Source organism: Nostoc sp. UHCC 0251 (genome assembly GCF_034932245.1).
Lineage (GTDB): Bacteria > Cyanobacteriota > Cyanobacteriia > Cyanobacteriales > Nostocaceae > Nostoc.
This window is the reverse complement of record NZ_JAYGHD010000106.1, coordinates 1-13,490: the sequence shown is the minus strand read 5'-3', so window position 1 is coordinate 13,490 and position 13,490 is coordinate 1. Positions and strand designations below refer to the sequence as shown.

At 40.5% G+C, this 13,490-nt stretch carries 14 protein-coding genes; 8 read left to right on the top strand and 6 right to left on the bottom strand.

Going from position 1 to position 13,490, the window contains the following annotated elements; genetic code table 11:
* Window positions 1-164: 164 nt before the first annotated feature.
* Window positions 165-1,466, bottom strand: a complete 1,302-nt coding sequence (locus VB740_RS13675; RefSeq protein ID WP_323200536.1) for a dihydrolipoamide acetyltransferase family protein — start codon at window positions 1,464-1,466, stop codon at window positions 165-167.
* Window positions 1,467-1,894: 428 nt separating this feature from the next.
* On the opposite strand from VB740_RS13675, the gene VB740_RS13670 reads away from it, so the two are divergent.
* Window positions 1,895-2,416 (top strand): hypothetical protein, encoded by a 522-nt coding sequence (locus VB740_RS13670; RefSeq protein ID WP_323200535.1) that lies wholly within the window; start codon window positions 1,895-1,897, stop codon window positions 2,414-2,416.
* Window positions 2,417-2,579: 163 nt separating this feature from the next.
* Here VB740_RS13670 and VB740_RS13665 read toward each other — a convergent pair whose 3' ends face one another.
* Window positions 2,580-3,029 carry a YlqD family protein gene (locus VB740_RS13665; RefSeq protein WP_012412623.1) on the bottom strand — a complete coding sequence of 150 codons (450 nt, stop codon included), beginning with the start codon at window positions 3,027-3,029 and terminating at the stop codon, window positions 2,580-2,582.
* 42 nt (window positions 3,030-3,071) lie between these two features.
* Window positions 3,072-5,048 (bottom strand): long-chain fatty acid--CoA ligase, encoded by a 1,977-nt coding sequence (locus VB740_RS13660; RefSeq protein ID WP_323200534.1) that lies wholly within the window; start codon window positions 5,046-5,048, stop codon window positions 3,072-3,074.
* Between the two features lie 259 nt (window positions 5,049-5,307).
* On the opposite strand from VB740_RS13660, the gene VB740_RS13655 reads away from it, so the two are divergent.
* Both VB740_RS13655 and VB740_RS13650 read left to right on the top strand, forming a co-directional pair.
* Window positions 5,308-5,553 (top strand): hypothetical protein, encoded by a 246-nt coding sequence (locus tag VB740_RS13655; protein WP_323200533.1) that lies wholly within the window; start codon window positions 5,308-5,310, stop codon window positions 5,551-5,553.
* Window positions 5,554-5,792: 239 nt separating this feature from the next.
* Complete coding sequence (locus VB740_RS13650; protein WP_323200532.1) at window positions 5,793-5,957, top strand: hypothetical protein; 165 nt, start codon at window positions 5,793-5,795, stop codon at window positions 5,955-5,957.
* A gap of 136 nt (window positions 5,958-6,093) precedes the next feature.
* On the opposite strand, the gene VB740_RS13645 is transcribed toward VB740_RS13650, so the two are convergent.
* Entirely contained in the window at window positions 6,094-6,666 is a 573-nt protein-coding gene (locus VB740_RS13645) for a Uma2 family endonuclease (protein WP_323200531.1), read from the bottom strand.
* Window positions 6,667-6,760: 94 nt separating this feature from the next.
* Complete coding sequence (gene recQ, locus VB740_RS13640; protein WP_323200530.1) at window positions 6,761-8,920, bottom strand: DNA helicase RecQ; 2,160 nt, start codon at window positions 8,918-8,920, stop codon at window positions 6,761-6,763.
* A 329-nt stretch (window positions 8,921-9,249) separates the two neighbouring features.
* On the opposite strand from recQ, the gene VB740_RS13635 reads away from it, so the two are divergent.
* The 5 genes from VB740_RS13635 (at window position 9,250) to VB740_RS13615 (ending at window position 12,266) form a co-directional block, all read left to right on the top strand.
* On the top strand, window positions 9,250-9,486 hold the full coding sequence (locus VB740_RS13635; protein WP_323200529.1) for a type II toxin-antitoxin system HicB family antitoxin: 237 nt from the start codon (window positions 9,250-9,252) through the stop codon (window positions 9,484-9,486).
* Window positions 9,483-9,713: a type II toxin-antitoxin system HicA family toxin gene (locus tag VB740_RS13630; RefSeq protein ID WP_323200528.1), complete on the top strand. Its 231-nt coding sequence runs from the start codon at window positions 9,483-9,485 to the stop codon at window positions 9,711-9,713. The genes VB740_RS13635 and VB740_RS13630 overlap by 4 nt, the downstream gene beginning before the upstream one ends.
* A 742-nt stretch (window positions 9,714-10,455) precedes the next feature.
* Complete coding sequence (locus tag VB740_RS13625; RefSeq protein WP_323200527.1) at window positions 10,456-11,001, top strand: pentapeptide repeat-containing protein; 546 nt, start codon at window positions 10,456-10,458, stop codon at window positions 10,999-11,001.
* 20 nt (window positions 11,002-11,021) lie between these two features.
* Window positions 11,022-11,495, top strand: a complete 474-nt coding sequence (locus VB740_RS13620) for a rhodanese-like domain-containing protein (RefSeq protein ID WP_323200526.1) — start codon at window positions 11,022-11,024, stop codon at window positions 11,493-11,495.
* Window positions 11,496-11,510: 15 nt separating this feature from the next.
* Entirely contained in the window at window positions 11,511-12,266 is a 756-nt protein-coding gene (locus tag VB740_RS13615; RefSeq protein WP_323200525.1) for a TIGR04283 family arsenosugar biosynthesis glycosyltransferase, read from the top strand.
* Here the strand turns inward: VB740_RS13615 and VB740_RS13610 are convergent.
* Window positions 12,251-12,952: a DUF547 domain-containing protein gene (locus tag VB740_RS13610; RefSeq protein ID WP_323200524.1), complete on the bottom strand. Its 702-nt coding sequence runs from the start codon at window positions 12,950-12,952 to the stop codon at window positions 12,251-12,253. The genes VB740_RS13615 and VB740_RS13610 overlap by 16 nt on opposite strands.
* Window positions 12,953-13,490: the final 538 nt, after the last annotated feature.

Here is a 13,490-nt window from a genome sequence, read left to right as displayed (position 1 = left end):
ACCCTCTGATTAAGATTCTGTTACATAGCGGGAAATTTTAGCACCCACTTACTTAGTTTGTCCATCAAAAATTTAGTTTCAGTATTACTTATTGTTAGCGCTACTCTACGATAAACTGCTGCTCGCTGATAGCGCTAACATTTAAATTTGGTGTCTTTTCAAAATTACATTGTCAAAGATTGAGGATTCGTTTCAATCAATTTCGCTAAATCTTGCAAGAACGCCGCAGCATGGGCACCGTAAATAATCCGGTGGTCAGAAGTAATATTTACTTGCATTTGTTGCCGCACGCCAAATAAACCGTCAGGTGTTGCTACTACTTGCGGACGAGATGCCCCGATCGCTAAAATTGAACCTTGTCCAGGCGGTAAAATCGCATCAAATTTATCTACGCCAAACATCCCCAAGTTAGACAGGGTAAAAGTACCACTGTTATATTCTTGAGGCTGTAGTTGTTTTGCTCTGGCACGTTCTACCAAAGACTTCCAAGTACGCGATAGAGAATAAATATCCACTGCGTCTGCATTTTGCAGCACAGGTGTAATTAATCCGCCATCATCCATCGCTACTGCAACGGAAATGTTGATATCAGAATGATAAACAATACCCTGGTCTGAGTAGCTAGCATTTAACAATGGGTGTTTTTGCAACGTTACCGCTACAGCTTTCGCCAGTAGCGCTGTCATTGTCACACCTTTGGATTTAATTTGTTTATAAAGTTTGTCTAACCCATCAGTGGTAATTGTATAACCGACACGGAAGACGGGCACGGATATGGTAGCTACCATGTTCCGCACTACGGCATTTTGGAAGGTAGTTAGAGGCACAATTTGACCAGGAATAGCCGCTGCCACTGGCGCGGGTGCTGGTGTTTGAGGTGCTGGGGGTGCAACTGGGACGCTGGTTGGTACAGGTGCTGGTGGGGCAGCTGGGGCAGTGGCGGGTTGTTTGCCCTTATTGGACAATGCCTCTACATCTTCGGCAACAATGCGACCGAAGGGACCACTGCCTTGGAGTGTAGTTAAATCAACTTTAAGTTCTTTGGCTAACTTACGGGCGCGGGGTGAAGCTACAAGCCTTCCTTCTTTGTGATTAGACCCGTTTTGAGACGCTAAGGCAGGTGTTGCGGCTGAGGCTGTGGCGGCAACTGGTTCAGGAGAAGAGGTAGGAGTAGCCGCCGCGCCGCCAGAATTGGCAAGAGATTTCGCCTGTTCAATTTCAGCTTCCGTTTCGGCGATGAAGGCGATCGCAGATCCTACCGGGGCAGTTTCACCAGCTTCAACTATGATATGGGCAAGAAATCCTTCATAAAAGGTTTCTACATCCATATCTGCCTTATCTGACTCTACAACCACCACTGTTTCGCCTTTTTCCACTTTGTCCCCTGGCGATTTCACCCAGGAAACGATTTTGCCTTCGGTCATGGTGGAACTCAGCGCCGGCATAAATACTTCATGAATGCTCATAGGGTGGTTTTGGAAATCAATGGTTTATGGACTTTAACAGCTTTTATCAGATCGAATTGTATCTTGGCAGGAGAGTTTTGGATTGGAGATTTTATATTTTAATTGGGCATCGGGGGGAGTTCCAAACTCATAACCCCTAATTCTTGTACAGACGCGATTAATCGCGTCTCTCCAGGAACCTAAATATAACTTAGAGGTCTATAATACAGAGCTATCCTCAATGGTTAGCCAATATCTCGATCTCGTTTTAGTTGTTGACTTGCAAAAAATACCACGAGTTTCTCACAGATTAAATGGGATTGCTATTTATATTCCTCATAACCACTGCTTAAGATACAGGAGTTGCTCACAGGTAGAGGATATAAGATACAGGTCAATCTAGAATTCAAAATTGGTCATAAACCTATTTGAAATTCCTGTTTACTTTTATGTCGGCAAAGTTGAAATTCTTTTTAATTGTGATACTAAGTATCTTTGCCACTGCTGGCGCTGGAGTTTATATTACCCAGCGCCAGCCACCTGCACCGATTGTTGAGACTAGTGATGGACAAACCCAGCAGGTGGGAGCAATACATGAGTCTCAAGAGGTTGTGGCATACTCAGAGCGTTCCAATTATAAAATCATACCTTTAGAAAAGATCAACTCATCTCTCCAAGGTAGCGATCCTGCTACCCTCGCGCTGAATGCCCTTGACGGCATAGCATCAGTGGAAGGAACGCGAAAGGTAGAGGTAGCTTATCCGCAACGAAATCAAGCCCTTGTAACGATTACGCAAATCAAGCGGGGTAATGATTCAGTTGGGATTAAATATCGAGTTGAGATGACAGCCTTCGGGCGATCGCTTTTTGTTAGTTCGCCTCCAGTATGGCAAATTGTTTGGGCTGGCTCCCAGGTAGAATGTTGGGCTGGGAGCCGCTCCCACACAAAGTTAAATCACATTTGTGATTAGTCATTGGTCATTAGTTATTGGTAATTAGACATCTCCAGAAATTACTTATGCGTTACCTGAAACCCTTGTAGAGACGTTGCATTGCAACGTCTCTACATTAATTTTCACCAGATGTCTATTAGTTATTAGTCACAAAAGAAATGACAAAGGACAAATGACAAATTTAAATGTCGCCGCGAATTTCTTCTACAACGCCATCGCGCAGAACGATTTCGACTTGCATTTTGCTAATCAGGTTATCACCGATCTCTACCCGGAAAAAGCCTTCCATTTGGAATTGGTTGACTTCCTGATCTTGTTGGAGAAACTGCACTTGCTGGAGGTTTTGCAGCAACTGATTTTTCTGCTCTAGAAATTCACTTTTCTTTTGATTTACTTGGAGTTGGATATTGTCAATTTGTTGGAGAGTCTGGGGACCAGGTGGTTGCAGACTCTGCTTTTGAATTGCTGCGATCGCTCTTTGTCCTTCAACGTCTAGCTGTTGCAGTTGCTGATCGAGTTGATTGATCTGCGTTTGCAGCTGTTGTTGTACTTCCTCTTTCCAGAGGGGAGTCACAATGACTTTGACGTTAACAACACGTTTCAGGAGCAAGTTAGATTTGGAGACATCCATAAATATTTCACGTTCACTCTTTACAGTTGGGAGGTGGAATTATCAGGCAAACATGCCGTCAATAATATCGCGATAACGTTCCGTGACGACATGTCGGCGAACTTTCAGTGTTTGTGTCATCAAGCCATTTTCGATGGAAAACGGTTCCAGAATCAGTCTAAACGTTCCAATGCGGTCATCCGGTCGATAGCCTGGACGATTTTGCACTTCCCGATTCAATTCTTGCCGAAATAAATCCTGGATCATTCTACTCTCCAAGCCAATTTTTTGACTAGGTGAAGAAGTCACCTGATCATTGTGCGTATCCAGCGTTAGATTTTGACTTGCTGCCCATTTTTCTAAAGCTTCGACATTGGGGACAATTAAGGCTCCCAGGCTGCGCTGATCTTGGCCGACGAGCATAATTTGATCGATATATGGCGATCGCAAACAGGCATCTTCGATTGGCTGCGGCTCGATGTTCTCCCCGTTAGTCAATACAATCGTATCCTTTGCTCTGCCAGTTAGCACCAAGTCGTCTTGTGGTGTCAGCCAACCCAAATCGCCGCTATCAAACCAACCTTCAGCGTCAATTGCTTTCGCTGTCGCTTGCGGATTTTGGTAATAGCCTTGCATAATCTGCGGCCCCCTCAACAATACTAAGCCTCGCTTCTCTACTGGTAAAGGCGCTTTTGTCTCAGGATCGACGATTTTAGCTTCTGTAGCCGGGAGTGGTAGCCCTGATGCGCCAATCAAATTTCGCCAAGGACGCCGCACATGGGTAACAGGAGAAGTTTCTGTTAAGCCATAGCCTTGCAAAATCTGCACACCAATAATTTCAAAGAAGTTATCGATGTGTCTGGGAAGGGCACCGCCGCCGCTAATCATCTGCTTAACTCGTCCTCCAGTTGCTTCCCGCACCTTGGCGTAAACCAGTCGTTCTCCCAAGGCATGGAGGGGTAATAAAGCAGCTGCTTGTATCCTAGCTGCTAATCTTTCAACGCCTGAAGCATGAAGATTATTTAAATCCAATCCCTGAGCAACTCGCCGCGCTTTAATATATTTTTCGCTCATGCCCATTAAAAATTTAATTAGGCGTTGCTTTTTGGCTGGTTGTTCGCGAAACTGTTTTTGCACTCCTTCATAAATCGATTCCCACAGGCGAGGTACACCTACCATGTAGTTGGGTTTAAATTGTCTCAAATCTCCTTTTACAGAGCGCAAGTTGGTATAAACTTGCGTGCAACCTTGAGATAGTAGGTAATATTCAACAGTCCGTTCGTAGCTATGCCAGGAAGGTAAGATGCTGAGAACCATGTCGCCCGGCTTTGGCTGCAATACTGTGCCAAATGTTGTAACTTGGTGCATCAAATTGCTATAAGACAACATCACACCCTTGGGTTTGCCCGTGGTGCCAGAGGTATAAATTAGAGTTGCCAGAGCATCACGATTTTGCTTGACTGGCACAAAATTATGATTTGCCCCAATTTCGAGCAACTGCGAAAAGTTCAGTACCTTTAGAGTTTCGTCTACAGGTGGTGCTTCATCCGAAAGTAAAATCGCAAACTGAATTGGTAAATCGTTGAGTCTATCTTGCAGTTTCTTAAGTGTCTTTAAATCCTCGACTACTATTGCTGCACTACCGCTATTAGCGATGATAAAAAGTAGTTCTTCTTTTTCTGCTTGGGAGCTACGCACTGCATCAACTGCTCCAGAAGTCATTATGCCTTGATCGGCAATAAACCAGCGAGGACTGTTATCAGCAATTAGGGAAATGCGATCGCCTAACTTTACTCCCAAGGACTGTAACCCAGAAGCAAATAGTCGTATTTGCTCTGCTAGTTGGGTATAAGTAATTACTACTTCTGGTTTAGCATGAGGGTTGCGGAGGGCGGCAATATTACCAAATTGTTGAGATGCTAAAGGCCAAATTTCTGGCAGCGATTCTACATTGGTGTAATCTACCAACTGCTTTAGGGCTTGGCGCTCTCGCTCACTGATGTTAGATAAAAAAGAAGACGCGGTTTTGGTTTTTGACATATAGCGTTTCCTAAATATTTTACAACTGATCGTTTTCTAGCTTATTTTGTTATTACGCTACAATATCCATCCTTATTATCCACATTCGCATCTGTGTATAATAATTCCAGGAATTCCACGTTTATATTCACAAAAATTTATGTTAAAGTTAGTTTACATAGAGTGCAAGCAATAGATTAATTGAACATCAATGCTAGACATAGATTATGCTTGCATCTCAGAACAGCGATCACCTATTTTTCACAGGGGATGATTACCTATGAATTTGATAGAAGCTACACTGGTAACGCTGCTCAATATTGCTGCTTGCATAGCGTTACCTAAGGTTTTAACTATTTTTATAGCTGATAAAACCAAAATTACTGAAGCGTTACCGAATGGTTACAAATCGCAAACAGCCAGAGCCGAACTTACCAGTTTTCCTTATTGTACAGCTTACCCAGTGACGGGTAGTCAATTTTGTAAATTCAGCCCTGATTTCTGCGCCAAGTGTTCTCCTAATTGATGAATTGTTTACCAGTAAAAATTACGTGGCGTTTCAGATTAACTTTCAATAGAGCTAATATGAGTGGGGGTTACGGCAGAGATCGTTACCCTGCGTATAATGGATAGTTTTTACAATATATTTAGTTAGCTTATATCCAATAAAAGAAATCCAAAATTCGGATTTTAAGCAATTGTACTAATTTTGCTTCAAACTAGAAATATAGTAAACACCAATTTTCAAACGGAGAAGATTAATATATGAGTTTGATGGATGGTATATTCCTGACCCTGCTAAATACTGTTGCTTGTCTGGCGCTACCTAAATTGCTAGAAACGCTGTCTGCAAAAAGCCAAAATATTGCAACATCACCGTCTGCTAAAACATCACAAAATTCTAACTCTGAAATCCCCAGCTTCTCTTAATATAAGCTGATATCGAGATATCGCCTTGATGCTCAGAAAATTTAGTTATTATTGGTGCAAGGCGATGTCTCAAGGTAAGTTATACACATCTTGTTTTGAGGAAAGAATGAGTGTTCATATCTCCCAAAATAAATATTTATACAGGGAAAAACTGGTCTACAATACAGCTAAAACCAGGCAATAGGGAAGAAATAAGACTATCACTACTAAATAAAGTTTCTACCAACTTAAGTTGACTTTGTTCCCGCCTATAGACCTCTAGTTTACGCGATCGCCAATCAGCAATCCAATATTCTTTTACTCCTCTGGAAGAATAAAGCTTAAGTTTAGCTTCCTTATCTCGTCTTTCGTCTGACTTGCTTGCAGACAAAACTTCGACTACTAAATCTGGTGCGCCAGTTAAATGTCCCGCTTCATCCAATGTTAACGCTAAGGTTTCCTTAGTAGCCCAAACTACATCAGGAATCACACTATCTGATTCTGAAAACAAAACGCCGGGGTTGATTACAGCTTCTCCTAAACCAGTAGATTCTGACCAAATGTTAAGCTGTTGGAAAATTCTGCCGCAAGTTTGCTGATGTTTAAAGTGAGGTACCCTAGTCACAAATAATTCTCCATCAACTATCTCGTAGCGCGTCCCTTCATTTTCTGCGAAGAGTTCCACATCATGAATTGTCCAGCATACTCCTGTATTAAGCATCTGACTCATTAGGTAACTCCTTTAATCTTGCTTTTATATTTTAATAAAATAGAATTTAGCATTCATACTAATTGATTCTGTATTCTGTGTTCTTCTTTAATCATCACTTGCGATTTTCACGCCGCCACTTACAGCGTACTAAGCGAATTTCATCAAAACTGTAGCTTTCACCTAGTTGTTCTTTAATCGGAGTGAGGGAAATGTCACCGAGTACTTCTAAAACTTGCCAAATTTTTTGTTGATGTTCTAAAGGTACTAATTGATTTAAATCAACTGGCTGATTTTTCTCAATTAGTTTTTCTAAATGATTGCTAACTGTTGCCGGACTAAGGTTCCGCTTTTTGGCAATTTGAGCAATATTTAAACCTTGTTGATGCAATTGTAATGTTTGTAATTCGGTGTAAGAAGAAGATGAGTTGGGAGAGGATACGGAAGTAGCAGATTTATTTTGCAAACCTTTTTCTTGGCGGTAGGCGCGAATTTCTGTAATGAACTTTTCGCCATATTGAGCGAGTTTGTGACTACCAACACCAGAAAGTTTGCCAAATTCAGTTAAGTTTTGGGGTTGCACCTGTACCATCAATTTTAAAGTGGAATCGTGGAAGATGACGTAAGGTGGTACAGATTGCTCATCAGCCAATTCTTTACGTAGCGATCGCAACTTCTGTAATAATATTTCAGCAACTTCTGCTTTTTCACTCCCCTGTTCCCAGGTAATCTTTTGGACTGTGGTTACAGCTAGCAAAACTGTACGTTGTTTTCGCATTACTTCCCAACTTAAGGCATTTAGTTTTAAAACTGAGTAACCATCGCTAGTTTGTTCTATTAACCCTTGATGTAAAAGCGATCGCCCCAACATTCGCCATTCATCTAGAGTTCTATCTTTACCAATACCGTAGGTGGAAAGTTTATCGTGTTCGTATTGAATAATTTTGTCTTTTTTTGCCCCCCGCAACACATCAATTATGTGTAGCATCCCAAATCTTTCTTTGCAACGCGCCACACAAGATAAAAACTTCATGGCTTCAACTGTCCAGTCTTGCATGGGTTTGGGATGACGACAATTGTCACAGTTACCGCAATTCCCAGGAAACCTTTCTCCAAAATAACCTAGTTGAATCGTTCGCCGACAATCAGTGCCTTCAGCGTAATCGATCATCTGCCGCAGTTGTTGTTTAGCAATCAACTGTTCTTGAGGGTCAGTTTTTTGATCGATGCTCCATTCAATTGTTTTAACATCACCAAAGCTGAAAAATATTGTACAGCGAGATGGTTCTCCGTCTCTACCTGCTCTCCCAGATTCTTGATAATAACTTTCTATATTTCTGGGCAGATCAAAGTGAACTACCAATCGCACATCGGGTTTATTAATTCCCATTCCAAAGGCAATTGTTGCTACCATTACCCGAACATCATCTCGAATAAATCGCGTTTGATTGCTACTACGTTCTTCATCACTTAATCCGGCGTGATAAGGTAGAGCAATAACTTTATCATTTTGTAGTTTAAAAGTTAGTTCATCAACTTTTTTACGAGTTAAAGAATAAATAATTGTCGAACCTTCAGTTTCTCGAATTAGTTCTAATAATTCAGCGTAAGCATATTTATTTTTAGGACGAACTTCGTAATAAAGATTTTCACGGTTAAAACTGGCAAGATGAATGCTAGGTTGCTTTAGTCCTAGTTGTTGAATGATATCACTGCGGACGCGATCAGTTGCTGTGGCGGTGAGGGCGACGGTAGGAACATCAGGATAGCGTTTCCGCAGAGATTTCAACTGGCGATATTCTGGACGAAAATCGTGTCCCCATTCAGAAACGCAGTGCGCTTCATCAATAGCGAAGCTAGAAATACCAATTTTTTCTTTAACTAAATCGAGAAATGGTAGAAATCTTTCACTTAGGAGACGTTCAGGGGCGACGTATAGTAATTTTACTTTACCACTGAGGATGGCTTCTTCCCGCGATCGCACCTTGTAAGCATTCAAACTGCTATTGAGAAATGTTGCGTTAATATTATTATTTCGCAGTGCTTCTACTTGGTCTTGCATCAAAGCAATTAACGGCGACACCACCACCGTTAATCCATTTTTTAACAATGCTGGTAGTTGAAAACACAGAGATTTTCCCCCACCAGTCGGCATCACAACCATTAAATCTCGATTTTGCAGCGCATCTTCGATAATTTGCCGTTGTCCGGGGCGGAATCTATCATAACCGAAGTGATATTTTAGCGCTTGTTCGAGATGGGGATACTGAAGCATAGCGATCGCTTTTCGGGGGCTGTCTGCGTGAGTAGTTATTAAAGATATAAGGATTTTAACTCACATCACCGACAGCTTTGGGAAGCCCTGCGTTTCTTTAGGGCGTAGGCGCAGCCCACCGCAGGCATTTTACTAAGTCAATCATCATACATGAGCGTAGGCGTGGCCCGTCGTAGATATCGCTTTGCTTTTGAGAAAGTTGGGAGAAAATTAGCGATGTCTACGACGGGCTGCGCCTACGCACTGCTTTAAGCAACATAATTTAAAAGCCTTTATCATGGAATAATGCTGAAGTAAAAGTAGGTAAATCGCAAACAAATTGAAAACTTATGGACAACAATCAACAAATTTACAATTACACAGTTCTTCTGGAAAAAGAATCAGATGGAGGTTATCACGCTTTTTGTCCAATCCTAAAAGGTTGTCATTCTCAAGGAGATTCTTTTGAAGAGGCCATTGAGAATATTACAGAAGCTATTGAATTATATATTGAAAGTTTAAGGGCCGACAATCAGCCAATTCCTAAAGATGATTTAATTGTTAAGCCATTAAGTATCTTGGCATGAGTAATTTTCCCAGTGTCAAAGCTAAAGAATTTATCAAAGTCATCGAAAATTTAGGTTTTTATCTTGACCGTCAAAAGGGAAGTCATGCTATTTACAAGGATAGCCGTGGACAAAGGGTTGTTGTTCCTATTCATTCGGGAAAAGACCTAAAAGTAGGGACTCTAATGGGTATGATTCAGGATATTGGTATTAATAAGGAAACTTTTTTTGAGTTATTGGGAAAATAAAAGGTTATTGAGATATTCCCGTAATTCTTGAATTGCTTCGGCAGCAGTCTGGACTTTGAGCCTACCTGCTTGGAATTCAGCAATGGAAGCTGCTGCATCTGAGGCAATTTCATCTCGCCGACTTTCAATAATTCGGGTTTTGAGAATTTGTACTAGTATTTCTTATTGCTCTAAAGTAAGCTCCATTGCGGCATCTAAAGCTCTATCTAGGTTACTCAATTGCTTCATCCTCTTAATTATTTGGGTTGATAACAGAACTCCTAAGATATAAACTTAGTTTTTTAATGACCATTACTCTGGGCTTTCCTTAACGGCTCTTGACTTTGAACAGTGATATAATTGAAGAATAGACTGTCGCTACAAGATCAGGCGATGTCTACGACGGGCTGCGCCTAAGCACTTACTAATATCCTACATCTAAATATATACTCCTAATTCTTTAGAATGATATATTTTGGTTTATTTTTTTCTTCCGATAGAAGCAGTTGTTAAAGATATACTTTATCTTTTGCTAAATACCCTTGATTAAGTATTTTGAAAAAAATATTTAAATTTTTCGATGTTAGATTATCTTACCTTTTTGCCTGATAATTTTATCCCTATTGGGCTGGTCACTTTCTGAATACTTGCTATTTTTGAACTAAATAAGTAAGTGTTTTCAGACTGAAGCATTTTTCACTAATTTATCATTTCAACAACAGGCTTAAGTCTTTTATTTAAACAAAAAACGGAGTATTAGCCGATGAACGTAGAAGAACTCAGGCAACTATATGCCGCAGGAGAGCGAGACTTTAGTATCGCTGACTTAAGGGGTGCAGTTTTGGAAAACATTAATCTCAGTGGTGCAATCTTACATGGGGCGATGCTGGATGAAGCAAATTTGCAACAGGCAAATCTCAGCCGGGCTGACTTAAGCGCGGCTACGCTCAATGGTGCAAATTTAACAGGGGCTAATTTAAGCAAAGCTAATTTGAGTGATGCAACTCTTAACAATGCAATCTTAGAGGGTGCAATTCTAGATGAAGCCGTTTTGGATCAGGCTAATCTCAAAGCTGCGAATTTGGAACAAGCCAATCTTAGCAAAGCTGATATCCGTGAGGCCAATCTTAGTCAAGCTAATTTAGAAGCAGCAGATTTGAGCGGGGCAGATTTAGCGATCGCGGATTTGCATGAGGCAAATCTCCACCAAGCTGCATTAGAAAGAACCAATTTCACCGGAGCTAATCTAGAAAATGCCAATTTAGAGGGGACTATTTTAGAAGGCGGTGACAGTAGCCTGGCAACTTAAGTTCTTAACTGAAACTTGGAGTGAATTCACGAGTGCGATCGCTCACCTTTAACTTTCTTAAACTTCTGCTCAAATTTCAGTTTCCTACTATTGAGGAAATTAATTGCAATCAATTAGCTCAATTACTATTAGATTCTGCAAAACCACCACCATTAGTACTAGATGCACGAAGTCCGGCCGAGTATGCAGTAAGCCATATTGAAACAGCAGTACTTATAGATCCTCTAACAGATGACTTAGCAGCACTTTCAACAGTTTCAAAAGACAGACTAATTGTCGTGTACTGCGCCGTTGGCTACCGTAGCGCCAAATTAGCCCAGCAGCTTGATAAAGCTGGGATGAAATGCATTTATAACTTGAGCGGTGGGATTTTTCAGTGGGCAAATGAAGGAAGACTCATGTTTAGAGACGACCGTCCAACACAGGTTGTACATCCTTACAATGCAATTTGGGGAAAACTGCTGAAATCTAGCTACCATGCTCAGGAGCAATAAAACTACTAAATCGGTATGTCTCAAGTTTCCATTATCATTCCTACTTTAAATGAAGCAACTAACTTAGGACGTACATTGCGCCAACTGACTTTACTTAATCCTCCTCCTTCGGAAGTGATAGTAGTAGATGGTGGTAGTAAAGATCAGACGGTGACAGTTGCAAAGCAAATTTTTGAGTCATTTAATCAAACTTTGAATGTACAAATTCTTTCATCTCAACAGCCAGGGCGCTCTCTTCAGATGAACTATGGAGCATCAGCAGCTACTGGAGATATTCTTTGCTTTCTTCATGCAGATACTTGGATTCCTGATGATCTAATCAACGTTATCAATAAAACCCTGGCAGAGCCTACCATTGCCTGTGGGGGGTTCATTTCTCTGATGTCAGGAACTCAAACAACTCGTTGGGGTATCTCTCTACATAATTATCTAAAAACCTACTACGCACCACTGTTATTTAAGCCTTACCTATTTTTTCGAGGATTGCGTCTGTTGTTTGGAGATCAGGTAATGTTCTGTCGTCGGATTGATTTTTGGGATTGTGGCGGATTTGATGAGGCATTGCCAATTATGGAGGATGGAGATTTATGCTTGAAATTAGTTAAAAAAGGACGTATTTATCTCGTAAATCGGATTGTTCATTCCTCAGATCGTCGCGTAGCCAAATGGGGTAGCTTCAAAGCAACTGCAATTTACCTTTACATTGGGTTTTTGTGGGGGATTGGCGTTAATGCAAATTATCTCAAACAGTTTTATCAAGATATTCGCTGATTTAGGCTCCAATCATAGTAAAGATAGGATATCCGCGTTGAGGAATCAAGGGGATAGTCTGTTTTTAAGTAGGAGCGAATGTATTCGGGAATGGAGGGTGCAACCTTTAAAAAATCCTGACGATACCACTTCAAGATTTTATTACAGTAAAGTGTTTTGCTCTCCATGTCATAACGAACTTTTTCAGGGTTATTTATGAAACGACGTGCATCTTCATCTAATTGCTGACTGACTTGCTCAGGAAAGTAAGCTCCCGAACGTAGTAAAGGACAACCAACTGAAGCACAGACGATCGCAAAATGAATTCGCGGCTCCTGCAATTTTTCCCGCAGAATAGAGTTCTCAATTTCAGCTAAACTATAACTTTCCCCAAAGATAGAATAAGCGCGACGTTGGAAGAACCACAAAAAAGCTAGCCAGTTGGGAATTCCTAAAATTCGCGGGCGAATCGATTCTATTGGGTATCTCTCCAAAATTGTCGAAATGGTGAACGCATTGTAAAGGTTGATCCACAATGCCAATTGTTCGAGACTGTCACTATTAGATTTAAAAATCAGATTTTTTTCGCTCGACAACCAATCTCTAATTGCTTGGGGTTGCTCCTTTTTCCAAGCAACATAGTCTACACGACCTTGTTGATCAACATACTGACGCAACAACCTGTCCCAGGGTTCAAAATCAATCATTATTGTTGTGTTGATATGTTAACCTTTGTTTTTATTTATAACAATCCAAATTGAGAAAATAGGGAGATTAAAATTAGGACTTTTTAAGCTTATCAATGATTTTATTTTTTATGAATGATTTAGGATTGCTATCCATTATAAAGTCAATAGCAAATTAAGTCTAGATGATTTTTTTGATTTGCCTTAGTAAAAGTTTGTTTGAGCATAACCTTATTTTATCTTGTTACTAAATTTTTTATTAAGACAGCAACAGCAAAGTTCGTAATTAATTTCTCTTTATTTTAAGTACCTATTTCATTAGAAAAAGCCTCTAGCCTAGAGTATAGCTAGAGGCTAGTAACCTTGTTATCTGCTTTTATAAAAGCTATTACTATTACCAAATTTTTGCCTCTAACTATTGAATATTTGAAGGTGTATATAATAATCGCCTAAGTTAAGTTGGGATGTAATTACTGATACAAACAAGAAATACTACGATAATGCGTTCAGAGGGTTGCAGGTTTAGGGTTGCAGGTTCGGGAACCCCCGTTTAAAAACG

Coding starts and splice junctions, on each gene's coding strand:
- VB740_RS13675 (WP_323200536.1), bottom strand. CDS start 1,466: ATGAGCATTCATGAAGTATTTATGCCGGCGCTGAGTTCCACCATGACC.
- VB740_RS13670 (WP_323200535.1), top strand. CDS start 1,895: ATGTCGGCAAAGTTGAAATTCTTTTTAATTGTGATACTAAGTATCTTT.
- VB740_RS13665 (WP_012412623.1), bottom strand. CDS start 3,029: ATGGATGTCTCCAAATCTAACTTGCTCCTGAAACGTGTTGTTAACGTC.
- VB740_RS13660 (WP_323200534.1), bottom strand. CDS start 5,048: ATGTCAAAAACCAAAACCGCGTCTTCTTTTTTATCTAACATCAGTGAG.
- VB740_RS13655 (WP_323200533.1), top strand. CDS start 5,308: ATGAATTTGATAGAAGCTACACTGGTAACGCTGCTCAATATTGCTGCT.
- VB740_RS13650 (WP_323200532.1), top strand. CDS start 5,793: ATGAGTTTGATGGATGGTATATTCCTGACCCTGCTAAATACTGTTGCT.
- VB740_RS13645 (WP_323200531.1), bottom strand. CDS start 6,666: ATGAGTCAGATGCTTAATACAGGAGTATGCTGGACAATTCATGATGTG.
- recQ (WP_323200530.1), bottom strand. CDS start 8,920: ATGCTTCAGTATCCCCATCTCGAACAAGCGCTAAAATATCACTTCGGT.
- VB740_RS13635 (WP_323200529.1), top strand. CDS start 9,250: ATGGACAACAATCAACAAATTTACAATTACACAGTTCTTCTGGAAAAA.
- VB740_RS13630 (WP_323200528.1), top strand. CDS start 9,483: ATGAGTAATTTTCCCAGTGTCAAAGCTAAAGAATTTATCAAAGTCATC.
- VB740_RS13625 (WP_323200527.1), top strand. CDS start 10,456: ATGAACGTAGAAGAACTCAGGCAACTATATGCCGCAGGAGAGCGAGAC.
- VB740_RS13615 (WP_323200525.1), top strand. CDS start 11,511: ATGTCTCAAGTTTCCATTATCATTCCTACTTTAAATGAAGCAACTAAC.
- VB740_RS13610 (WP_323200524.1), bottom strand. CDS start 12,952: ATGATTGATTTTGAACCCTGGGACAGGTTGTTGCGTCAGTATGTTGAT.